A 21,377-nucleotide genomic window follows, 5' to 3' on the forward strand; every position below is an offset into this window, starting at 1 on the left:
TTTCTTTTCGCTAAAATTTGACAATCTTTGAATTTTATTTGAAATATTAAATGAAATTCAAAGAATAATCTTCTAAAATGTAGTTAGTGAAAAGTTTTGCAAATCTACGCAAAAAACAATACTGTTTCGCACGAGGTATTCTATGAAGCTGCTGTTAGTCGAAGACAACCGCAAACTGGTCGATGCCCTCGGTCATGTTTTAAAAACGAACGGCTATACGGTCGATTGCGCGCAGGACGGAGAAACCGGCTTAGAAATGGCTGTAAGCGGCGTGTACGACATCATAATCCTCGACCGCATGCTGCCGCGTATGGACGGCATGGCCTTTTTGGAGGAATTCCGCGGTCTCGGGTATCATACCCCCATTCTCATCCTGACAGCGAAGGACGCCCCCAAGGAACGGGTCGAGGGCCTGGACGCCGGCGCCGACGATTATCTGATCAAGCCCTTCTTCACCGAGGAACTGCTGGCCAGGCTGCGCGCCCTGACGAGAAGGAAAGGCAAAGACCTTGTGGGCGACACCATCTCTATTGACGGGCTGACGCTCAAACCTCTGCTTGGCGAAGTAACCAAAGGCAGCGAAACGATTCACCTGACCGTTAAAGAGTCGCTACTGCTCGAACTGCTTATGCGCAACCACGGCCAGGTGGTTCCCAAGGAGCGGATAATGGAAAAGGTATGGGGCTACAACGTCGACACCGACATCGCCAGCGTCGACCTGTACATCTATTACCTGCGCAAGAAGCTCCAGATCCCCAACATCAAGACGGTTCGAGGGGTAGGCTACTACTTCCATGGGTAACAGCCTTATCAACAAGCTGCATCGCCAGCTGACTCTCGTCAATGTTACGGTCATCCTGCTGCTGTTTCTCATCCTCGTCGTCGGCGCCTATTTTTTCTTCCGGCACGATATGAACAGGCGAAACGATGCTCTTGCCGGCCGGCTGGTGACAGACATAAAGAGTGGTCAATTGACCGACCTGCCGAAGTTCAAAAGCGCCATGCCCGGTCCCCATCCCCCGCCGCCGGCAGGACCTCCCGGTCAACCGCTAGCTTTTCCGCCCGGGCCGCCCCCCCCTATGCACAACTTCTTTTTCCTCAAAACCTCCCCGGCCGGCTCCGTCACTTTCCAGTCGTCCGGGCAGCCGTTCGAGGGCAAGCAACTGGAAGCCCTTGCCGCAAGAGTCCTCGACGACTCCCAAGCACAGGGAACCATAGCTTTCGGCCAGGAGCAGTACACCTATTACAAATCGCCGCTGGAAAATGAGGCCGGTACGCTGATCCTCTTCTACGATATGGGGCAGGATCTGGATATGCTGCGCATTCTGCTCACCTCCCTGATAGTTGTCGGCGCCAACTGTTTGCTGCTGTCGTTCGCCGCCAGCTTCTATATGGCCCGGCGGGCGATCGTGCCCATCAAGGCGGCCTGGCGGCAGCAAACCGATTTCTTGTCCGACGCCTCCCACGAATTGCGCACCCCGCTCGCCGTCATTCAAACTAACCTCGACGTCGTGCTCAACAACAGCGGCGAGACGGTGGCCAGCCAGCATAAATGGCTGACCAATATCCGCGAAGAGTCCATCCATATGGCCAAATTGGTCGACTCTCTCCTGTTCCTCGCCCGGGCCGACTCCAACCAGCAACTTCTCGACCTACGGCCTTTCCCCCTGGGCAATTCGCTGCTACGGGCCGCTGGGCCGTTCGAACCCCTCGCCGCCGCCAAAGGGGTCACCCTCAAATACGCGGTCGACGGCACCTTCAACGGGTATGGGGACGAAGCGCGCATCAAGCAGGTCATCGGCATCCTGCTCGACAACGCCCTCCGGCACACGCCGGCCGGCGGCGAAGTGAAGGTGGCGTTGGCTAAATACGGCCCGAAAGCGGTGCTGACCGTCACCGATACCGGTGAAGGGATCGGCCCCGAATACCACGACAAAATCTTCGACCGCTTCTTCCAGGTCGACCGGTCCCGCAACGACAGCGGGACCGGTCTAGGGCTGGCGATCGCCAAATGGATCGTCGAAAGCCACGGGGGAACGATCGAAGTCAGCAGCGTCCCCGGCAAGGGCGCCTCCTTCGTCGTCGGGCTGCCGTGGAAATGAACAACGGCAATTCCCAACAACTTCATTTCCGCCGTGCTAAAAAGAAGGGCTGCATAATAGTGCAGCCCTTCTTTTGCACAAATAACAGTCAGGCAGAAATTATTGGCTATGGGCCGCCAGCAGGCGCGGCAAGCGGACAGTCCGCCATGCCATAACCTTCCTCGCCTAGCCAGACAGGATACGCACAAGAAAAAGCGAATTATTGCACCATGAGTCAGTTTACATAAATCATAAGAATGGCAGGTGCACAATGATAAAACAAATCCTGAAAAACAAACTGCTCCCGCTTCTGCTCATGATTTCCCTGCTCACGACATCTTTCGGCGGCGCTTTCGCCCTCCCGGCCGCGGCGGCCGACGCGGAGACGGTCCGGGACGAGGGCGCGAATCACGGCTTACTGGCGGCCATCGCCGCAGTGGGCCTGATCGCGGCCCTTTCCAGCGGCGGCTCGTCCGACAGCGGCTCGGCCCCCAGTAAGGAGACCGGCTCGGGGCAGGGTTCCGGTTCGGGCTCAAGTCAGGGCGGCAGCACCAGCGCAACCGCCGATGAACAGCAGGCGTTCGCGCTGCTTAACCGGGATCGGGCCGCCAACGGCCTGCCGGCGCTGAAGGCCAACTCCCAGTTGACTCAACTGGCGCGAAACTACGCCCAGGACATGATCAGTCGCGGCTTCTTCTCCCACTACAACCCCGAGGGCCAGTCACCGTTCGACCGCATGAGGCAGGCGGGGATCAGCTACAACTACGCCGGCGAGAATCTGGCGGTCAATAGCGGCGTCGCCGCCGCCGAGGCCGCATTCATGAACAGTTCCGGGCACCGCGCCAACATCCTCAGTCCCAGCTTCACCGAAGTCGGCATCGGCGTGGCCCGCAACGCCAGCGGCCAAGTGTATGTAGTACAGGAGTTCATCGGCAGATAAGCTGCCTGCGGCAATATAAAGGCCCTGCGGCCCAGACCGGGACCGCAGGGCCTTATTCCTTTTACTGCGGGGGTTGCGGGCTGTTTTCCTCCCCGCCGTCCTGAGGCCAGTTGAGCTTCTCGCGAATCAGGTACAGCGGCCGCCGCTTGACTTCCTCGAATATGCGGCCGACATATTCGCCGATAATGCCCATAAACACGAGCTGAAGGCCGCCGAGAAGCAAGATGCTGGCCGAGATCGTCGCCCAGCCCGGCACAGCCTCGGCGGTGAAAAATTTGATGTAAAGGACGTGCATGGTCAGTCCGACGCTGATCGCCCCGAAAATCACCCCCGTGTAAAAAGCGAAGCGGAGGGGCAGTTTGGAATAAGCGGTTATGCCGTCAAGGGCAAAGGTCAACATTTTGCGGAGCGAAAACTTCGATACCCCGGCGTAGCGAGGCGGAGCGACAAACGATATCTGCGTCTGGCGGAAACCGATGTCGCTGATCATGCCGCGGATAAAGCGGGCCTTTTCCCGGAACAGGCGGAAACTCTCCACCACCCGCTTGTCCAGCAGACGAAAATCGGAACCGCCTTCCTGGACACGAACCTTGGACATGGCGTTCATCAGCCTGTAGAATGTGCTGGACGTGAAATTCTTGAACCAGGAGACACCCTCGGTGGTAAGGCGGATAGTCTGGACGACATCGAAGCCTTCCTCCCACTTGGCGATCAGTTGGGGCAGCATCTCCGGGGGGTGCTGCATATCGCCGTCCATGCTTACCACCGCATCCCCCTGCGCGTGATCGAGGCCGCAGGACAAGGCTCCCTGAAGGCCGTAGTTGCGGGCGAGGACGAGGGCGCGCACCCTCGGGTCCTCCCCGGAAAGGCGGTGGAGGATGGCCGGCGTGGCATCCCGCGAGCCGTCGTCAACAAAGATGAGCTCGAAGCGGTATGGCAGCGGCTCCATATGTTTACACACTTCTTTATAAAAAATGTCGATATTTTCCTGTTCGTTGAAAACTGGCACAACTATGGAAATGAGTTTCATCTTCATCCCTCCATTTCTTAATTATTACATCTGCGGCCCCGGAGGTCAAGCCTCCGTCTGCGGCGCCGCCAGCTTTCCCGCCCACGGCATCGGGACCGCTGAAGCAAAGCTGCGCAACATCGTCCACAGCGACAGGAAAACGGCGGCCGGCCGGCGAATAATTCCGCGAAAGGAGTGGCCTTATTTTGCAGACAACCTACCAGCATATTGCCGCCAGGGTAGCTCGCGGCGAACGGCTTGCACGCGAGGACGGCCTTGCCCTACTCGGCTGCAACGATCTTGCGTGGCTCGGGCAGCTGGCAGACGCCGTCAAGCGGCGCCTGAGCGGCGAATACGTATACTTCAACGTCAACCGCCACATCAACCTGACAAACATCTGCCTGGCAAAATGCCGCTTCTGCGCTTTCGGCTGCGACGCCAAAAGCTCCCAGGCCTATTTCCTCAGCAAAGAAAATGTCCTCGACATCGCCAGCCGCTCGGCCCGTGATCCCGATCTGCGCGAACTCCATATCGTCAGCGGCCTCCATCCCGACTGGCCGTTCGACTACTATGTGGACATCATCCGCTCCCTGAGGGCCGCCCTGCCCCATGTGCACCTCAAGGCGTTCACCGCCGTGGAGATCTGCCACTTCGCCCATATCTCCAGCCAGAGCGTCGCCGAAGTGCTGCAAATCCTCAAAGATGCCGGCCTCGACTCGATGCCCGGCGGCGGGGCGGAAATCTTCAGCGAGCGCGTGCGCCAGGACCTCTGCCCCCATAAGGCAAGCGCCGCCGAATGGCTCGACATTGCCCGCACCGCTCACAACCTCGGCATCCCCACCAACGCCACAATGCTCTACGGCCACATCGAAACAGCCGAGGAGCGGATCGATCATCTCCTGTCACTAAGGGACCTTCAGGACGAGACCGGCGGCTTCCAGACCTTTCTCGCCCTCCCCTTCCACCCCAATAACACCGGCCTCGCGAACGAGGTGACGAGGGCTTCGTCGTGGGAAGACCTCAAAATGGTGGCCGTCTCCCGGCTGATGCTGGACAACTTCCCCCATGTGAAAGCATACTGGATAATGCTTACCCTGCCGGTAGCCCAACTGGCGCTAGGTTTCGGCGCCGACGACATCGACGGGACGGTGACCGAGGAAAAAATCACCCACGCAGCCGGCGCCCGGACCGCCCAACAACTCGACAAGGAAACGCTTATAACCACAATTCGCCAGACGGGGCATACGCCGGTGGAACGGGATTCAGTATATAACATTATCAAGAAGTATTGAGACAATACAAGAGGCTGCCTGACCTTTCCGGTCTGGCAGCCTTTTCCTTTTGTGCGAGGCCTTAATTTCCGGCAATATCCTTGCGGAGGATTGCGGCGCCGTGCAGGTATATATGCCTGATATCCCCCTGGCCCTTGTCGGTATTCCACAGGATGAGGATGCGGATGCAACGGGCCACGCCGTCCGGGCTGGCGATCTCCTGGGCGCCGAACAGCGGCACCTCCGCCCAGCCCATCTCGCGGGCGGCGGCGGCGGGAAACGCCGCGTCGAGGTCGGGGGTCGAGCTGAAAATGACGGCGCCGATGTCTTCACTGGCTATCCCGTTTTCCGCCGCCATCGCCTGAACAAGCTCGGTCGTGCGCCGGAAAATCTCTTCCCGGTTGTTGGCTTCCACTGTTGTCGCCCCGCGTACGCCACGCAGCATGGGCACTCCCCCTTCCTGGCAGGTTATTATCTAGTTCGCGTCCTGGCGCTTTTTTCCTGCCTGCGGTCGGCAAAAGAGCGGCCGAGGAAGAAAAAGAGCCCGGTGCTTGAACTGCTCCAGGCTCATTTCCCTGCTGACGTGTCTTTCCACAGTCACCATCGCGTCGCTACTTGGGTGCGAAAGTATGGCAGTTGGTCTGCTCGCTCTGGCGGGCCTGCATCCCGCCGCCGTCAACGTTGACCTCAATCGCGGACGCGTCGCAGTGCTCGCCCTGTTTCCAGAACTTGCAGGACTGTACTTTACATTTGACTCCCGACAATGACACTATATCTCACCTCCTCGGAAAATACGCCCCTAGTATGGGCAGTTCGCCGTCCAAATATGCCGAAAAAGAGAAAAACCGGGAGAAACATCTCCCGGTTTCATATTAGTTTCCAACCCTCAAGTTGGAGCGACTTAAACCCGAACAAACTGCGCAGCTTGATTACGAGCGGAAACGGCGAATCGAGATCGGCCGGCAAATGCAGGTTAACGCCGTCGAACTCCAGCACGCGATGATCACCGGGGGTTTTCGGCAGCCCCAGTCCCACGGACGGGGTAAGTTTAACCCTCCCTCAGCACAGGCTCATTCCCTGGTAGGAAACAAGGTGGACTACGCCGCCCCTCGCGAGAATGTAGTCACGGGCCTCGGCGCTGATCGTCAGATTCATGCCAGCAACCCCCTCTTCACAGCTCCGCCAGCCGTTGCCTGAACGCGGCCAGGCCGTCGGTCACGTCTTCCGGTTGGGCGGCGGCAATCGCCGGGAACCCGCCCACTTCGATCGTCTCCAGCAGCGGGCGCCGGGACTGATCGTAAAATACGCCGTACCAAACGCCGGCAACGCCGCTCTCCAGCCACTCGGCCGGCTCGGCGCTGTTTTCGATGCTGATGCGCACCCCGCCCTGTCCGAGGCAGTCGCGGATTGCCTGGCGCTCGTCCTGGACGAAGCCCATTTTGTCGATATAGATGGTCCAGCCCTCGCCGCTCGCGGCATAGCGTTCGAGCGCGGCGGCGATTTCGGCGAGCACTGCTTTGGTCTTTTCGGAAAAACCGGTATCAGCCGTCAACAGCGGTCACCTCCACCTGCCAGCGGGCCAGTTCCGCCAGCACCGCCGCCACGGTATCCGGCAGAGCGGCGGCGACGACGGGAGTCAGTTCGAGGCCGACATCCAGCGACTCAGGCTGGACGCCAAGCACAACCACTTCCCCGATTGCCCGGTCGGTAGCTTCCAGCACCGCCAGCACATCCTTGATGCCCAGCTCGTGGAGCGAAACTTTCTCCCGGAAATAAGCCTTGACCTCGTCGCCGGCGAACCGGTAGAACGTGCCGGGCGGCCCGCCGCCGGCGATAGCATCGACGACGACGAGCCGCTTTGTTCCGGTGAGAAAGCGCAGGAGATCCATGCCGAGCGTACCGCCGTCAAGCACCTGAACGGCGGCGGGAAAACGGTAGCGGCCGAGCAGCGCTTCCACTGCCCTGACGCCGAACCCCTCATCCCTGAGCAGAATGTTGCCGATGCCGAGTACCGTAATTTGCTTGTTCGCTGTCATCGGCGATATCTCCTATGTCTACAGGTTTGTGGGCAAAAAATTTCACGCCGGAAAACATGCTCGAAGCTTCGCCTTCCCGCTCCATAAAATCGGCGCGGATGACCAGGTATACGTGGACGATGACGAAGATGACGAGCAGCCAGGCTACATAGTGATGAACGAGATGGACGGTATACTCTCCCCCCAGGAGGCCGTTGACGGGGCCGAAGAACTTCGCCCCCAGGCCATTGGGGTTGACCATGAAATACATCGCGAAACCCGTTACCGCCTCAACGGCAAGCAGTACATACACGCCCAGATAGGCGCTGCGCGCCAGGGAATTGCGCAGGTACGGCCTGTGGTCCGCGGACAGGAAGAGATAATGCTTCATCAGCTCGATGACGCCCTGCCAATATAGCGCGGTCCAGAATCTCGGCAGCAGGCGGTCGCCGCGATTGACGGCGAAACCGTAAATCCGCAGGATGAAGGCCGCCACCAGGATATAGGCGGCAGCGAAGTGAATGTAGCGGATAGTCTCCATCGACATTAACTTGTTGACTGCGAAGGTGGGCTCAACACCCTGGGTGCCGATGAAGAACGGGTTGCCGATATACAGGCCGGTGGCGAACAGGACGGCCACCGAAACGGCCATCAGCCAGTGGAATACCCTCAACCACGGACTGTAGATGTAGTATTCCTTCACAGGACCCTCACTCATGCTTCATCCCCCCTAAACCTTGAAATAGGGGTCGGTATGCACGACGCCCACTTCCTTGCCTTCGGCGTCGTAGAGGTGGGTTGCGCAGGCGATGCACGGGTCGAAGGAATGGATGGTCTTAAGGATCTCCAGCGGCTTGTCGGCCACCTTGACCTTGGTGTCGATCATGCTGGCCTCGTAAGCCCCGTAGCCGGCCTTGCTGTCGCGCGGGCAGCCGTTCCAGGTGGTGGGGACGATGGCCTGGTAATTGTCGATCTTGCCGTCCTTGATAACTACCCAGTGGCCGAGCGCGCCGCGGGGCGCCTCGTGCAGGCCGACACCCTTGGCGGCTTTGGCCCAGCTGGCCGGTTCCCACTTGACGGTGTTGGCGACCGCGGTATCGCCGGCGCGGATATTTTTGATCAGCTTGTCGAAGAAGTATTTGTTGATATAGGCATTGAGCTGAGCTTCCAGGCCGCGGACGGCGGTGCGGCCGACCATGGTGGGCAGCCAGACTTCCGGCGGCAGACCGAGGACCTTGGAAACGGCTTCGATCTGGTCGACGACCATCTTCTCGGCCCATGTCGGCTGGATAACGCCCTTCTTCACCTTGGTGTAAACGATGATGTAGCGGGCCAGCGGGCCGACTTCGGCCATCTTGCCCTTCCATTTAGGCGTCTTGAGCCACGAGTACTTGCCCGACTCGTCAAGATACTTCCACTCCGTTTTGGTGCCTTCCTTGGGGCCGGTGTAGTTCTGGGCTGTCACGCCTTCGAACGGATGGAGGTCCTTGCCGGCCTGCGGGTAGTTATACCAGGAGTGCTCGACGCCCTCGGCAAGAATCGCCGGATCGGCATAGTCTTTGCCGGTCAGGTCGTGATAAACGGCGGCCGACAGTCCCTTGCCGAAGTTCTCGACGACACCGTTGGAGCGAAGCAGCAGCTTCTTGTGGAAATCGCCGTTGGCGATGCCGGTGTAAGGCTCGTCGGGGAAGTCTCCGTACCCCAGCACCCTTTCCTTCGCCAGGCCGCCGCCGTCCACGTAGCCCTTCTGGACATACATGTGGCCGATGGCCAGCAGGTCGGGCAGGTAGAAATAATTGACAAGATTGATGGCCAGCATGATCGACTGGTCGACGACGGCCAGCCGTTCGCTGTTGACCGGGGCGTTCATGTCGTTCATCGAGATCGAGCAGGGCATGCCGCCTACTATGTAGTGCGGGTGAGGGTTCTTGCCGCCGAACACGACGTGGGAACCGACCAGTTCGCGCTGCCGGTCGAGCATGTTGAGATAGTGGCCGACCGCCATGAGATGCACTTCCGGCGGCAGCAGCTGATAGTCGGGGTGATCCCACCAGTGGGCGGCAAAGATGCCGAGCTGGCCGCTTTCGACGATCTGCTTGACCTTGCCCTGGACAGCCTTATAGTAGGCGGTGGTCGCTTTGGGGAAATCTTTCGGATAGGCGTCGAAGTTAAAATCCATCGGCCCGCTGAGCGGCAGGGCGTACTTTTCGAGCACGGTATTCTGCAGCGCGGCGGTAGCGGCCGGGTCGGCCTTGAGAGCCTCGACCGGGCTGACCCAGTCAAGGGCGTGCAGGTGGTAGAAATGGACGAGATGGTCCTGGGCGGTCTGTGTGGCGTTCATGATATTGCGCATATAGTTGGCGTTCTTGGGAATCTCGATGCCCAGAGCGTCCTCGACCGAACGCAGCGAAGCAAGCGCGTGGACGGTGGTGCAGACGCCGCAGATGCGCTGCACGAACGCCCAGGCGTCGCGCGGGTCGCGATCCTTGAGGATCAGTTCTATTCCGCGCCAGGCGGTGCCGCTCGACAGCGCGTCCTCCACCTTGCCGGTCGCTTCGTCTATCTTCAGTTCGACTCGCAGGTGGCCTTCGATGCGGGTTACGGGATCGACTACAATTCGCTTCATGCCTCAGGCCCCCTCACATCAGTATCTTGCTGCTTGGCCTGCTTGCTCTTCTGCATGGCCGACAGCGCTCCGTGGGCTACAACCCCGACCAGGGCCGCGCCGGCGGCTACCATGCCCACCTTGTCGGCGTCGGCGATCGTACCGGGCACCGGCAGGTCGGGCAACCGCTCGAAGAACGGGCCATTGTCCCAGAAATTGTTGCTGCCGCAGGCGAAACAGGGCGCCCCCGACTGAATGGGATACGACAGGCCGTTCCACCAGCGCATGTTGCCGCAGGAGTTGTAAGCCACCGGACCCCGGCAGCCTACCTTGTACAGGCACCAGCCGGCCTTGGCCCCGGCGTCGTCGAACTTCTCGACGAACATCCCCGAATCGAAGAACGGACGACGGTAGCAGGTGTCGTGAATGCGGTTGCCGTAAAACTGCTTGGGCCGGCCCTGCGCGTCGAGCGGCGGCAATTGGCCGAAGAGCGCGAAGTGCATGACGACGGCCGTCATGACCTCGGGGATGGGCGGACAGCCTGGCACCTTGACGATCGGCTTGCCGGAGATTACGTCACTCACCGACACCGATTTCGTCGGGTTGGGCTTGGCGGCCTGGATGCCTCCCCAGGCTGCGCACGAGCCGTACTCGATGATCGCCGCGGCGCCGGCGGCGGCTTCCTTCAGCGCCGCCAGGAACGTGCGGCCGCCGGTCATGCAGTGGATGCCGTTGTCCGCCAGGGGTACGCCGCCTTCGACAGCCAGGATGTACTGTCCGGCGTACTTTTTCATCAGATCCTTCAGGTGATGCTCGAACGCTTCGCCGGCAGACGCCGACAGGGTATCGCTGTACTCGAGAGAAATCATGTTCAGGACGACGTCGGACGCCAGAGGCGACTGCGAACGGATAAAAGCCTCGTCACAGCCAGTACATTCATGGCCGTGCAGCCAGATGACCGGCGGCAGCGTCTTCTTCTCGGCCGCGGCCACCACCTTGGGCAGCATGGCCGGCGACAGGCCCAGCATACCGGTGACAACCGCGCAGGTCTTCAGGAAAGACCGCCGGCTCACGCCCCGTTTCTGGAATAACGCCCACATTGAATCGCTATGTTCCATATGCACCCCTCCCCCTAATAAAAAAATTTTACAAAAAGGTGTTCCCCGTCCGGCGCCAACATCGCACGCTTATTGCCGCCAAAACAAAAAAGCGGGAATCTTCTTTATTCTCTACTTAATCGTATCAGAGAAACGGCCGCGGCTGAACAAGGCATTTTTTTATGATGATATAGGCGTTGTTTATCCCCCCTGGGAGGGGGGACATAAGTAAAAGTAATGACAGGGTATGCCCCTGTCATTGACTCAAGCTCAACGCCCGCAGACACACCACGGCTCCTCGGCCAGGTAGTCGCCGTCCGAATAATAATAGGCCCTGGCCCGGCAGCCGCCGCAGATATCGCCGTAGCCGCAGCGTCCGCAGCCGCCCTTGAGGGGCTGATGGCGCAGCTCGCCAAAGAGGGCGCTGTCCCGCCAGATAGCGTCGAAGGGCGCCTCGCGAACGTTGCCGGCCTTCAGCGGCAGGTACGGGCAGGGATGCACGTCGCCGTTGGGGAGGATCACACAGTAAGTGGTGCCTGCGAGGCAGCCCTTCGTGAAGCGCATCGGGATGCCTTTTTGCCTGGCGATGCGCATGAACTGGGGGGCGCAGGTGGGCTTGAGCTCGATGGGCACCTCGGCCTGCTTGGCGAGAATCCTTTCCAGCAGGGCTTCGTACTGCCGGGTTTTGAGGGTTGTTTCCTCGATATCTTTTCCCCGGCCGGTAGGCACGAGGAAAAAGATGTGGTGCGCCACCGCCCCCAGCTCCACCGCCAGATCGGTTATCGCCGTAACTTCCTCCTCGTTCCAGTTCATTACGGTGGTATGGATCTGGAACGGCAGACCGACTTCACGGCAGGCGGCGATGCCCTTCATCGTCTCTTCCCACGCCCCTTCGTACCCGCGGAACCAGTCGTGCTTCGCCTTGTCGCGGCTGTCGAGACTTATGCCGGCGCACGCCGCTCCCGCTTCCTTTAATCTGGCGGCTGTCTCCGGGGTAATGAGGATGCCGTTGGTGCCGAGCACCGGCCTGAGGCCGAGTTTCCTGGCGTAGGCGATGAGTTCGTAAATGTCGGGGCGGATGAGCGGCTCGCCGCCGCTGAAAACCATGATTTTGAAACCGGCGCGGGCGATCTCCGCCAGCAGCTTCTTGCCTTCGGCTGTCGTCAGCTCGCCGCTTTCGGCGGCGCCGGCGTCGCGGTAGCAGTGCACGCAGCTGAGGTTGCAGGCCCGGGTCGTATTCCAGGATATAATCATGGCGGGCTACTCCTTCCAGTCGGCCAGATAACAGGCTGGGTCCTCGCCCCATAGGTTGCCGGTGGCCGCCTCGGCCCTGATGCGGCAGCCACCGCACAGGCTCTTGTAACGGCACTCGCCGCAGCGGCCCTCGATGTGGGCAGCCTTGTCGCGGAGTTTGAGAAGAAACTCGTCCTGGCTCTTCTGCCAGATGGCGCTGAACGGTTTCTCGCGGACATTGCCGAGGGTGGCGTGGCCCCAGAACTGACATGCATGCACGTCGCCGCGCGGATCGACGTTGGCCATCTTCTCGCCGGCCGAGCAACCGCCGTGCATCGCCAGCAGATTTTTTATCTCCTCCACCCTCTCCGGCTGGGTGCGTTCGATATGCTGGAGGATATAGATGCCGTCGGCGTGATTGTCGGTGGTGAGAATCTCCACCTCTACCCCCCGGCGGTTGAAATCAAGCGTCTTCTCGATTAAGAGGTCGATAGTCTGCCGCTTCTCCTCGGCGGTGGTGTCCAGGTCGGCTATGCCTTTGCCGCGGCCGGCGTAGACGAGGTGATACATGCAAAAGCGGGCGATCTTCTCCCTCTCCACCAGGTCGAGAATTTCCGGCAGGGTATGGCGGTTGAGCTTGTTGACGGTGAAGCGGACACCGGTCTTATTGCCCGCGGCCAGCGAATTCCTGATGCCCTGCAGCGTTTCGGCGAAACAGCCCTTGCGGCCGCGGAAAAAGTCGTGCACCTCTTCGTCGCCATCGATGCTGATGCCCACGTACTGGAAGCCGGTTTCCTTGATCTTGCGGGCCACCTCGGGGGTGATGAGCGTACCGTTGGTCGAGATGACGGGCCGAATGCCCTTGGCCACCGCGTACGCGCCCAGCTCGAACAGATCTTCGCGGATGAGCGGCTCGCCGCCGGAAAATAGCAGCACCGGCACCTTCATGGCCGCGAGGTCGTCGATGAAGATCTTGGCTTCGGCGGTGGTCAGCTCGCCCTTGTAAGCGCGGTCCTCCGCCTCGATATAGCAGTGGCGGCAGCTCAGGTTGCAGCGGTTTGTCATGTTCCAGACGACGATGGGCGTGGCGTCGGACGAGAACTGCAGCATGTGGGGCGGCAGATCGCGGGAGCTGCGGCCGTATTTGACGATATCGGAAATGGTCGCCGTGCCGCAGAGTAATTTAGTACAACCAATCATTCGTTATCCTCCGTGTTTTGCGGTAATATACTCCGGCTGGTGTTTTTCAGCAGGCATTCGATGCAGACCGGCTGATTGCCGACCGGCTGGTAGACCTGCCCGCAGCTCTGGCAGAGGGGCAGGTCGCGTCTGGCTACGTGATAAGGCTCCGGCCGCCCGGGGGGCGCCACCGCCAGCGTGCCCTGCGGGCAGTGGGCGGCGCATAGGCCGCAGCCCGTGCAGCGCCCCGGTCGATGGTAAAAGTCGAGGGCGGTGCCGTGGTCTTCGGCGGTAAGAGCCTTGTTGGGACAGATCCTGATGCACAGGCCGCAGGCCAGGCAGGCTTCGCCGATGGTCACGGCGGTGAAAAAGGGCGACGGCGTTGCGGACCTGAATGCGCCGGCGTGGCTGGCGAACCAATCCTGCCGAGGCAGGCGCTCACGGCCGCCAGCGCCCGCGGCCACCACCTCGCGGACGGTGTCGACCGTCGCTCCGAGGAGGGAGGCAAAAAACGCCCGGCGCGAGATGGGCCGTTCCTTCGCCGTCTCGCGCGCGGCTGCTTCGCCCCGCACGACAGCAGGCTTGCCGGCCGATAACAACAGGCGGTTCGTCTCGGCAATCGTCGCCTCCAGGTGGGCCGCCACCTCCGGCCGGCAGGCCGCGCAGGCGGTATCGTCCACGGCAAGCTGCCGGGCGCCGTCCTTGCCGCTGCCGGACATCGCCAGCAGCAGGCGGCCGTCGATAAAGCCCAGGCAAGGCCAGGGGCTGTCCTCCCGCCGTCGCCGGCAGGCAAACAGCAGCGGAGCAGCCGGATCATCCAAAGCCTTGTCCAGGGGAGCGCGGGGAAAACTCTCGCCCGTCACCGCGTCGGCCGGGCAGGCCGTAAGGCACAGCCCGCAGTCGGTGCAGCGGCCGGCATCGACGGCGAGGCTGTCGTCGATGCACCCGTTTGGGCAGGCCGAGGCGCAGCGCCGGCACTGCATGCGCTTGTAGTTGTCGTTCAGGCAAAGCTGGCGGTCGACTGCCACCGGCATAGTATTCCTCCTCGCGAGGGAATAGATAAGAAAAGGCGGCTTCCGGTCACGAAAGCAGCCTCGGAATGTTGACCTTGATCCCGGGATAGGTCCCGCCTGCCCGGCATTCAAGCAAAGGCTAGGTTTAGGACGTCTTCCCCTGATCCTTGGCGGGGGGCGCTTCCAGAGCGGTAGCGTTGTGTATTTCTTCTCTCACGCCGTTGGTCTCCTCTTTGAAGCCGCGGATGCTCTTACCGATCGCCTTGCCTACTTCCGGCAGCTTCGAGGGCCCGAAGACGACGAGAACGATAACCAGCACCAGTATCAGTTCGGTCATGCCGATATTGAACATAATAAGCCTCCTCTCTGAATAATTACATTATCGCAAACAGGACGAGTTTAGACAATGAATATTTTCTTATGCCGCAATAAACAGGGCCGCGCTCCTGCTAAGCTCTTTCAACCGGCCGTCGCCCCGGAAGCGGATCACGCCCGCCTTCCGGACCGCTTCGGCCAGTGCATCGCGCAGCGTCAGGAATGTATTGGTGTGACGGGCTGCCGCCTTGATCATGTCGTAGCCGTCGCCGCCGGCAATGAGGAAATCGCTCACAGCCACCAGATAAGTCTTATCGGCTGCCAGCAGGCTGCCGTCGGCCATTGTCGCAGCCGCCACCCGCCGGCCGGCCGGGGCCGCGGCGCGGTAATCGACCGTGAGGCCGGAGAACTGGAGTGTGCCATACTTGGGATTGGCGATGCCATGTTCGAGGGCGGCCAGCACCTGGGCGCCTGTCATCTCGGCCACGAACAGGTCGTTGTCGAACGGCATCACCGCGTACATATCGCCGAGGGTGACAGTCCCCGCCGCCAGCCCGGTCCTAAGGCCGCCGCCGTTGCACAGGGCGATATCCGCCTTGGCGGCCTGGCGCATCGCGTCGGTCGCCCACTGCCCGAGCGGCGAAAGCTGGAAGCGGTCGTGGGGCAGGGCGGTCTCAGCCCGGCCGAGGATAAGCCCCTTCACCGGCGCGATCTCGCTTTGGGCAGCGGCGACAATCGCCGCCACCCGTTTGTCGGGGACAAGGCCGGGCGGCACGTCCTTCACTTCGACCGTCGCGCCGAGCACTTCGCCGCTTGCAGCGCTGTAGGCGATATGGACGGCCGCGACTGAACGGCCGTTATAGTAAGCCTGCACCAGCGGCACGCCAGACACCTTTCCGGCTACCTTCAGATGGGAATGTCCGCTGACGACGGCGGCCAGATCGCTCCCCGCCGCCGCGGCCAGGTCGGCCGCCTCGCCGGTCGGCGGTTCGCCGGGATAGCTCGCCAGATGGGCAAGGGCGACGACAACGTCCGCGCCCTTCGCTTTCAACTCAGGAATCAGCGCCTTCAGCGTCGCGGCAGGGTCGGCGAATACGAAATTCTGTACATTTCGAGGATTGGTCGTCACAGCCGTATCGGGGGTCGTGAGCCCGACGACGGCGATTTTGACACCGTCGCGTTCCACGATGACATACGGCGCGACCAGCTCGGCCCGCCGGCCACTGCTCCTGTCGAGGATGTTGGCGGACAACATCGGGAAAGCGGCCTGCGCCATGCGTTCCCTGAGCACATCCAGCCCCCAGTCGAATTCGTGGTTGCCCAGGGCCATGGCGTCGAAGCCCACCGCGTTCATCACCGCGACCACCGTTTTGCCGCGCAGCAGATTGGAATCGGGAGTACCCTGGAACATGTCGCCGGCGCTAAGGATAAGCGTGCCGTCCGGGTTCTTGTCCCGTTCCGCCCTGAGATAGGCGGCCAGCGCGGCCGCGCCGGGGTTTTTGCCTTCGGCGGCCAGGGCGCCGTGAAAATCGTTGACCGTCAGGATGTCGAGACTGACCACACCCGGCTGGGGCGCAGCGGCGACGCCGGTCAGCGAAAGCGCCAAAGCCAGGAGCAAAAGTACGGCTGCCAGTCGACGGAAACGGGTAATCATCAGCGAATACCTCCTAATTGGCAATCATCCGGCGGGAAAATAAACGGTGAACGTACTCCCCTTGCCGAGTTCGCTCGCCACTTCGGCGCGGGCGCCGTGGCGGGCGACGATCTCGCGGGCTATGGCCAGCCCGAGACCGGTGCCGGCGGCGGTCCGGCCGTGGGACTTGTCCCCCTTGTAAAACCGTTCCCAGATGAACGGTAAATCCTCGCGGGAGATGCCGCTGCCGGTGTCGGCCACCTGCAGCCGCACCTCGCCGTCGGAGCGAGTGACGCTGGCCGTCACCTTCCCTCCAGGCGGGGTGAACTTCAGCGCGTTGTCGAGTAAAATCAGCAACAGTTGGGTGAGGCGGTCGCCATTACCGTTCACCGCCGTCTCGCCGTCCGTCGCCAGCGCCAGGGCCACCCCGGCCTGCTCGGCCCGGGGCGTAAGCAGTGACACAACGCTGTCGGCGATAGCCGCCAGCGGAATCTTCTCCATCGCCAGAACGGCGCCCTCGGCCTGCAGCCGGCTGAGATCAAGCAGCTCGTTTATCAGCCCCTCCAACCTCACCGTCTCGTCCCGCATCACGCGGTGGTACTTCTCGGCTTCCCGCGGCTCCTGCACCGTGCCGTCGAGGAGGGCTTCCGTATAGCCGCGGATAACGGTCAGCGGCGTCCTGAGCTCGTGAGAAATATTGGCGACGAAATCGCGGCGCAGCTTCTCCATCCTGGCTGTACTGGCCACAAAGCGGCCGAGTTCCTGGGCCAGCGCGTTAAGCGACCGGCCAAGCTCCCCGACCTCGTCGCCGTCGTCCGCCTTCACCCTGATGGCGTAGTCGCCGCGGGCCATCGTGGCCGCCGCCTCCTGCATATCGCGAAGCGGGCGCGTGATGCCGCTGGCCAACCGGCGGACAAGGAAAAACGTCAGCAGCAGGGCGGCGAGACCCAAGCCGCCGATGTAAAAATACAAACGCGTGAGGAACTCGTCGACGCCGCGGACCGGGGAGTTAAGGATGACGGCGCCGCTCACCGTCCCGTCCGCCTTAAAGAGCGGCACGCCGACAATCAGCATATTCTCGGCGTAAGTGGGGTGATAGAAACTTCTCGCCAAAACCTGGCCGTCAAAAACCGGCTCCAACCGGTCGGCCAGCGCCCGCGCCAGCAGGTTTCCCTGGCCCATGCCGTGGCCGCCGGGGCCCATATGGCCTCCCTGCCCCATACCATGGCCTCCCTGGCCCAGGCCGGGGCCACGGCCCATACCGGGGCCGCCCTGGCCGCGTCCCATAACACTGCCGGGCGGCGTCGAAATGGCGACTACCCGCCGCGCGTCGTCGACCACCCACACGCGGGCGCCAAGGAAGGCGTCGACGCTGTCGATCAGCTTAGTGAACTGCGTCTGGTCGATGCGGCCCTCGTTATAGCTCTCAACCAAGCGCCCGAGCTCATAGCCCTTATTGACCAGTTCCTGCTGCTTGCTGGCGAGGAAGTACTCGCGCAGCAGGAGGGAAATGCCGGCCGACACGCAGGCCAGCACCAGCACCACCACCATTATATAGCTGTACAGCAGCCTGCGCTGCAGCGAGTTTCTCACATTTTCACCTCAAACTTATAGCCGACCCCCCATACCGTCTTGATATCCCAGGGGGTGCTGTCCTGGGCGCCGATCTTCTGACGGATGCGTTTGATATGGGTATCGACAGTGCGGGTATCCCCGCAGTACGTATAGCCCCACACCGACTCCAGCAACTGCTCGCGGGAAAAAACGCGGGCCGGGTGGGAAGCAAGGTGCCACAGCAGTTCCATCTCCTTGGCGGTCAGGGGCTCGGTGCGACCGAACGCGGTAACGGTATATTCGCCGCGGTTAATATCCAGATTGGGAAACCGCAGGGTATCGGCCGCGGCTTCCTCCGCTCCGGGCGAGCGGCGCAGCACCGCCTTGACCCTCGCCACCACCTCACGGGGATTGAAGGGCTTGCCGATATAGTCGTCCGCCCCCGTCTCGAGGCCAAGGATGCGGTCGTCGTCGTCGGCGCTGGCGGTCAGCATGATTATCGGCACACGGGAAAATTTGCGGATCTGGCGGCACGCCTCCAGGCCGTCGAGCACCGGCATCATAATATCGAGGATGACCAAGCTGGGCGAAAGCTGCTGCACCTTGACGATCGTCTCCGCGCCGTCGGCCGCTTCGGCCACCGTGAAGCCTTCCTTGACAAAGTACAGCTTCAGCAATTCTCTTATCTGGGCGTCGTCATCGGCAACGAGAACCAGCGGTCCGGACATCGGTTCACCTTCTTCCCAGTTTGCGGCTTATATAAGCCGTAAAATAAAAAGGCGGGGGTATCCCGCCTTTCTTGCCTACACGTTTTACACGGCTCCGTCGATGGCCGCAGCGATATCCCGGCGAGGACGGAACCCGACGATGCGGTTGACTTCCGCGCCGTTCTTAAAGACCACCATGGTCGGAATGCCCATGACCTTGAATTGCCCGGCCAGCTCGGGTTGCTCGTCGACGTTGACCTTGGCCACGACTGCCTTACCGTCGTAGTCGGCGGCAACGGCTTCCAATTCAGGCGCCACCATCTTGCATGGGCCGCACCACGGCGCCCAGAAATCAACCAGCACCGGCTGGGCGGATTTCAACACCTTGTCGGCAAAATCGGCTTGATTGGCAATATTCACTATTGACATGCAGATTCTCCTTCCTGTGCAATGTTTCCTGCTGTCCGCCCCCCCTCGGGGGGGTTTGTTTTTATTGTAAAATATTTCCCCATCAAAGTCAAGGCACGCTTTCGGCCTAGTCGCCCGGCAGGCGGCCGCCTTGCATCCGGACAGCGAAATACGCGGCCAGCGCCAGGAAAGCGAGGCCGACGGCGGCGACGGCAGGCGAGATCAGGCCCGGCGGCAGATAGCGGTACAGGCCGGCGAGTCCGAACGCAATGAAGATCAGCGCCGCACCCCATTTCACCAGACGCTCGGGTATACTCCGCCCCATGACCACCCCCACCCCGATGCCGATACCGTCGGCGACCATCATCCCGGCGGTCGTCCCCAGCCACACCGGGACGACCGTCTGGTACTGGGCGGCCAGCGCCATAGTGGCAAGCTGGGTCTTGTCGCCCATCTCCGCGAAGAAAAAGGCGATCGCCACCGTCCAGAAAGGGCTGCGACGGACAGCGTCGGCCTCGCCGGCCAGCTCGTCGCCGCGGAGAGTCCAGAGACCGAAGATTATGAAGGACACAGCGGCCGCAATCTGGATATACTGCAGCGGCACCACCCTTGTCAGATAGTTGCCTGCTTCCACCGCCAGCAGGTGATTGACGACGGTGGCGGCGAAAACGCCTGCCAGCACCGTCGGCCACGGGTAACGGACGGCGAAAGCCATGGCAAGCAGTTGGGTCTTGTCACCCATCTCGGCCAGCAGGACGAGAAACAGCGAAGCGAAAAACGCAGTCACACCATCCCTCCTTAATTCGGCTGTTGTTAGTATGGCCGATAGGCGGCCAGCAGAACCGGAAGAAGGCGGGGAAGCATTATGAACCTTTTTCCGTAAACTTACATACCATAAAATGACCAAAATATTTTTGAGGGGGAATCGACAATGAAGAAAACCCGGGCCAAAAAAACCGGCCCCCCGAGCCACGAACACCACCATCACGACAACCATCACCACGAATGCTGTCCCGACGACCCCTGTCTACTAATGCTCAGGGACGCCGCCATCGCCGAGCGCGAAGCCATCCTTTTCTACCTCGAGGCGGCCGCCATGGTATGCGGCGACCTCAGGCGCCTTTTCCTCGACACGGCGGAAGACGAAATGCGGCACTTCGTCATGACCATACGCCATATCGCCGCGCTCGACAGCGTCCAGGCCGAAGCGCTCGAGGAAGTAGGTCTCGACGCCCTCCTCACGCAGCGTGGCATGACGCCGAAATGGGCGGCCGGCTGGCAGCCCGAGTGCGCCTGCCCGCTGGAGGCCGAAACTATGGTTGTGCCGCCTGCTCAGGAAACGGAAAACGACCTTACCCCCGTCTGCCTGCTGACCAAAGCGCTCACAAGCGAGCTCGAGGCAATCAACAAATACCAGAAGTACATGGAAAAAGCGTCCGACTCGACCTGCTGCCATCACTTCTGCCACCTGATGAACGACGAGAAAGATCATGTGGCCTCCTTCATCGCCGCCCTCTACGACCTGACCGGCGAGCCGCCGTCCGAGGAAGCCGGCTGACATATCAATTATGTCAACTTTACAACCGACCGGCCTTCTGCTATCATACTAGATAAAAATTCCTGCCAGGAGGAGATCTACGTGGACCTCACGGAAGCGATCGCCAACCGCCGGTCGGTGCGGAGCTATACTGCGCAGAAAGTAGACAGGGCCACCGTCAGCAAACTGCTCCACGCCGCCGTACAGGCGCCCAGCGCCTCAAACACCCAGCCCTGGAGCTTTGTCGTCATCCAGGACGCCGCGCTGCTCAAGGATTATTCCGACCGCTCGAAAAGCCTGCTGCTAAGCAAAAGCGACCTGGACGACTCGCCCCACAAAAAATACCGCGCCATGCTCTCAAATCCCGACTTCAACATCTTCTACACCGCCGGCACGCTGATCGTCATCTACGCCAAGCCGCTGGGACGCCACAGCTACGGCGACTGCTGCCTGGCCGCCCAGAACCTCATGCTCGCCGCCCACGGCCTCGGCCTGGGCACGTGCTGGATCGGCTTCGCCGAGACACTGCTCGATACGGCGGAGGCAAAAAAAGTACTCGGCGTACCCGCCGATTACAACCTCGTCGCCCCGCTCATCGTCGGCCACCCCCAGGGCCGGATTCCGCAACTGACGCGCGACGAACCTGAGATACTCTTCTGGAAAGAATAGCGAAGCGGCCGCAAAATGGACTGAACCCTATCCAATAGACACGAATAAAGAGGCCTATCGCAGGATTTCATGAAATTACGCAGACTGACGTCGTTGTTCAAGCGGCGTCAG

General features: G+C 61.1%; 25 protein-coding genes. 7 read left to right on the top strand and 18 right to left on the bottom strand.

All coding sequences use genetic code 11. From position 1 onward, the window contains the following. Nucleotides 1-142: 142 nt before the first annotated feature. The 4 genes from RIN56_04395 (at nt 143) to RIN56_04410 (ending at nt 3,021) form a co-directional block, all read left to right on the top strand. A complete protein-coding gene (locus RIN56_04395) occupies nt 143-802 on the top strand; it encodes a response regulator transcription factor (GenBank protein MDR7866033.1) in 660 nt (219 codons plus the stop codon). Beyond that, nucleotides 795-2,102: a HAMP domain-containing sensor histidine kinase gene (locus RIN56_04400; GenBank protein ID MDR7866034.1), complete on the top strand. Its 1,308-nt coding sequence runs from the start codon at nt 795-797 to the stop codon at nt 2,100-2,102. Before RIN56_04395 ends, RIN56_04400 begins: the two co-directional genes overlap by 8 nt. Next, nucleotides 2,093-2,257, top strand: coding sequence for a hypothetical protein (locus RIN56_04405; protein MDR7866035.1), 165 nt, complete (start codon nt 2,093-2,095; stop codon nt 2,255-2,257). Before RIN56_04400 ends, RIN56_04405 begins: the two co-directional genes overlap by 10 nt. A gap of 95 nt (nt 2,258-2,352) precedes the next feature. Then, entirely contained in the window at nt 2,353-3,021 is a 669-nt protein-coding gene (locus tag RIN56_04410) for a CAP domain-containing protein (protein MDR7866036.1), read from the top strand. 61 nt (nt 3,022-3,082) lie between these two features. On the opposite strand, the gene RIN56_04415 is transcribed toward RIN56_04410, so the two are convergent. Then, complete coding sequence (locus RIN56_04415; GenBank protein ID MDR7866037.1) at nt 3,083-4,051, bottom strand: glycosyltransferase family 2 protein; 969 nt, start codon at nt 4,049-4,051, stop codon at nt 3,083-3,085. A 182-nt stretch (nt 4,052-4,233) separates the two neighbouring features. On the opposite strand from RIN56_04415, the gene mqnE reads away from it, so the two are divergent. Then, the gene (gene mqnE, locus RIN56_04420) at nt 4,234-5,322 is read left to right on the top strand and encodes an aminofutalosine synthase MqnE (protein MDR7866038.1); all 1,089 of its coding nucleotides are present in this window, start codon (nt 4,234-4,236) and stop codon (nt 5,320-5,322) included. Nucleotides 5,323-5,383: 61 nt separating this feature from the next. Here the strand turns inward: mqnE and aroH are convergent, their stop codons facing one another. From aroH to RIN56_04505, 17 genes are all read right to left on the bottom strand, one after another. Next, the gene (aroH, locus tag RIN56_04425; protein ID MDR7866039.1) at nt 5,384-5,746 is read right to left on the bottom strand and encodes a chorismate mutase; all 363 of its coding nucleotides are present in this window, start codon (nt 5,744-5,746) and stop codon (nt 5,384-5,386) included. A gap of 166 nt (nt 5,747-5,912) precedes the next feature. After that, nucleotides 5,913-6,071, bottom strand: coding sequence for a DUF1540 domain-containing protein (locus RIN56_04430; protein ID MDR7866040.1), 159 nt, complete (start codon nt 6,069-6,071; stop codon nt 5,913-5,915). 97 nt (nt 6,072-6,168) lie between these two features. Further along, nucleotides 6,169-6,297, bottom strand: a complete 129-nt coding sequence (locus RIN56_04435) for a hypothetical protein (GenBank protein ID MDR7866041.1) — start codon at nt 6,295-6,297, stop codon at nt 6,169-6,171. A gap of 175 nt (nt 6,298-6,472) precedes the next feature. Then, nucleotides 6,473-6,853 (bottom strand): hydrogenase expression/formation C-terminal domain-containing protein, encoded by a 381-nt coding sequence (locus RIN56_04440; GenBank protein ID MDR7866042.1) that lies wholly within the window; start codon nt 6,851-6,853, stop codon nt 6,473-6,475. Next, a complete protein-coding gene (locus RIN56_04445; GenBank protein ID MDR7866043.1) occupies nt 6,843-7,337 on the bottom strand; it encodes a HyaD/HybD family hydrogenase maturation endopeptidase in 495 nt (164 codons plus the stop codon). The genes RIN56_04440 and RIN56_04445 overlap by 11 nt, the downstream gene beginning before the upstream one ends. Beyond that, the gene (gene cybH, locus RIN56_04450) at nt 7,279-8,034 is read right to left on the bottom strand and encodes a Ni/Fe-hydrogenase, b-type cytochrome subunit (GenBank protein ID MDR7866044.1); all 756 of its coding nucleotides are present in this window, start codon (nt 8,032-8,034) and stop codon (nt 7,279-7,281) included. Before cybH ends, RIN56_04445 begins: the two co-directional genes overlap by 59 nt. A 12-nt stretch (nt 8,035-8,046) precedes the next feature. After that, complete coding sequence (locus RIN56_04455) at nt 8,047-9,942, bottom strand: nickel-dependent hydrogenase large subunit (GenBank protein MDR7866045.1); 1,896 nt, start codon at nt 9,940-9,942, stop codon at nt 8,047-8,049. Continuing rightward, nucleotides 9,939-11,039, bottom strand: a complete 1,101-nt coding sequence (locus RIN56_04460; protein ID MDR7866046.1) for a hydrogenase small subunit — start codon at nt 11,037-11,039, stop codon at nt 9,939-9,941. The genes RIN56_04455 and RIN56_04460 overlap by 4 nt, the downstream gene beginning before the upstream one ends. Before the next feature lie 249 nt (nt 11,040-11,288). Then, nucleotides 11,289-12,272, bottom strand: coding sequence for a putative heme d1 biosynthesis radical SAM protein NirJ2 (gene nirJ2, locus RIN56_04465; protein MDR7866047.1), 984 nt, complete (start codon nt 12,270-12,272; stop codon nt 11,289-11,291). 6 nt (nt 12,273-12,278) lie between these two features. Further along, nucleotides 12,279-13,451, bottom strand: coding sequence for a radical SAM protein (locus RIN56_04470; GenBank protein MDR7866048.1), 1,173 nt, complete (start codon nt 13,449-13,451; stop codon nt 12,279-12,281). Next, nucleotides 13,448-14,464 carry a 4Fe-4S binding protein gene (locus RIN56_04475; GenBank protein MDR7866049.1) on the bottom strand — a complete coding sequence of 339 codons (1,017 nt, stop codon included), beginning with the start codon at nt 14,462-14,464 and terminating at the stop codon, nt 13,448-13,450. The genes RIN56_04470 and RIN56_04475 overlap by 4 nt, the downstream gene beginning before the upstream one ends. Before the next feature lie 124 nt (nt 14,465-14,588). Further along, nucleotides 14,589-14,795 (bottom strand): twin-arginine translocase TatA/TatE family subunit, encoded by a 207-nt coding sequence (gene tatA, locus RIN56_04480; GenBank protein MDR7866050.1) that lies wholly within the window; start codon nt 14,793-14,795, stop codon nt 14,589-14,591. 66 nt (nt 14,796-14,861) lie between these two features. Then, entirely contained in the window at nt 14,862-16,412 is a 1,551-nt protein-coding gene (locus RIN56_04485) for a 5'-nucleotidase C-terminal domain-containing protein (protein MDR7866051.1), read from the bottom strand. Nucleotides 16,413-16,436: 24 nt separating this feature from the next. After that, on the bottom strand, nt 16,437-17,984 hold the full coding sequence (locus tag RIN56_04490) for an ATP-binding protein (protein MDR7866052.1): 1,548 nt from the start codon (nt 17,982-17,984) through the stop codon (nt 16,437-16,439). Further along, nucleotides 17,981-18,673, bottom strand: coding sequence for a response regulator transcription factor (locus RIN56_04495; GenBank protein MDR7866053.1), 693 nt, complete (start codon nt 18,671-18,673; stop codon nt 17,981-17,983). The genes RIN56_04490 and RIN56_04495 overlap by 4 nt, the downstream gene beginning before the upstream one ends. Nucleotides 18,674-18,757: 84 nt before the next feature. Further along, entirely contained in the window at nt 18,758-19,081 is a 324-nt protein-coding gene (trxA, locus tag RIN56_04500; GenBank protein ID MDR7866054.1) for a thioredoxin, read from the bottom strand. A gap of 106 nt (nt 19,082-19,187) precedes the next feature. Next, entirely contained in the window at nt 19,188-19,847 is a 660-nt protein-coding gene (locus tag RIN56_04505; GenBank protein ID MDR7866055.1) for a TMEM165/GDT1 family protein, read from the bottom strand. 144 nt (nt 19,848-19,991) lie between these two features. Here RIN56_04505 and RIN56_04510 point away from each other — a divergent pair, with 144 nt between their 5' ends. Together RIN56_04510 and RIN56_04515 are read left to right on the top strand one after the other, a co-directional pair. After that, nucleotides 19,992-20,618 (top strand): hypothetical protein, encoded by a 627-nt coding sequence (locus RIN56_04510; protein ID MDR7866056.1) that lies wholly within the window; start codon nt 19,992-19,994, stop codon nt 20,616-20,618. A gap of 81 nt (nt 20,619-20,699) precedes the next feature. Next, on the top strand, nt 20,700-21,266 hold the full coding sequence (locus tag RIN56_04515) for a nitroreductase family protein (GenBank protein MDR7866057.1): 567 nt from the start codon (nt 20,700-20,702) through the stop codon (nt 21,264-21,266). Nucleotides 21,267-21,377: the final 111 nt, after the last annotated feature.

The organism is Sporomusaceae bacterium, assembly GCA_031460455.1.
GTDB lineage: Bacteria > Bacillota > Negativicutes > Sporomusales > UBA7701 > Anaeroselena.

What these genes read in the sequence shown, in the direction of transcription:
- RIN56_04395 (MDR7866033.1), top strand. Translation starts at nt 143, where the DNA reads ATGAAGCTGCTGTTAGTCGAAGACAACCGCAAACTGGTCGATGCCCTC.
- RIN56_04460 (MDR7866046.1), bottom strand. Translation starts at nt 11,039, where the DNA reads ATGGAACATAGCGATTCAATGTGGGCGTTATTCCAGAAACGGGGCGTG.
- RIN56_04485 (MDR7866051.1), bottom strand. Translation starts at nt 16,412, where the DNA reads ATGATTACCCGTTTCCGTCGACTGGCAGCCGTACTTTTGCTCCTGGCT.
- RIN56_04410 (MDR7866036.1), top strand. Translation starts at nt 2,353, where the DNA reads ATGATAAAACAAATCCTGAAAAACAAACTGCTCCCGCTTCTGCTCATG.
- RIN56_04475 (MDR7866049.1), bottom strand. Translation starts at nt 14,464, where the DNA reads ATGCCGGTGGCAGTCGACCGCCAGCTTTGCCTGAACGACAACTACAAG.
- RIN56_04455 (MDR7866045.1), bottom strand. Translation starts at nt 9,942, where the DNA reads ATGAAGCGAATTGTAGTCGATCCCGTAACCCGCATCGAAGGCCACCTG.
- RIN56_04400 (MDR7866034.1), top strand. Translation starts at nt 795, where the DNA reads ATGGGTAACAGCCTTATCAACAAGCTGCATCGCCAGCTGACTCTCGTC.
- aroH (MDR7866039.1), bottom strand. Translation starts at nt 5,746, where the DNA reads ATGCTGCGTGGCGTACGCGGGGCGACAACAGTGGAAGCCAACAACCGG.
- RIN56_04470 (MDR7866048.1), bottom strand. Translation starts at nt 13,451, where the DNA reads ATGATTGGTTGTACTAAATTACTCTGCGGCACGGCGACCATTTCCGAT.
- cybH (MDR7866044.1), bottom strand. Translation starts at nt 8,034, where the DNA reads ATGAGTGAGGGTCCTGTGAAGGAATACTACATCTACAGTCCGTGGTTG.
- trxA (MDR7866054.1), bottom strand. Translation starts at nt 19,081, where the DNA reads ATGTCAATAGTGAATATTGCCAATCAAGCCGATTTTGCCGACAAGGTG.
- tatA (MDR7866050.1), bottom strand. Translation starts at nt 14,795, where the DNA reads ATGTTCAATATCGGCATGACCGAACTGATACTGGTGCTGGTTATCGTT.
- RIN56_04495 (MDR7866053.1), bottom strand. Translation starts at nt 18,673, where the DNA reads ATGTCCGGACCGCTGGTTCTCGTTGCCGATGACGACGCCCAGATAAGA.
- RIN56_04510 (MDR7866056.1), top strand. Translation starts at nt 19,992, where the DNA reads ATGAAGAAAACCCGGGCCAAAAAAACCGGCCCCCCGAGCCACGAACAC.
- nirJ2 (MDR7866047.1), bottom strand. Translation starts at nt 12,272, where the DNA reads ATGATTATATCCTGGAATACGACCCGGGCCTGCAACCTCAGCTGCGTG.
- RIN56_04445 (MDR7866043.1), bottom strand. Translation starts at nt 7,337, where the DNA reads ATGACAGCGAACAAGCAAATTACGGTACTCGGCATCGGCAACATTCTG.
- RIN56_04415 (MDR7866037.1), bottom strand. Translation starts at nt 4,051, where the DNA reads ATGAAACTCATTTCCATAGTTGTGCCAGTTTTCAACGAACAGGAAAAT.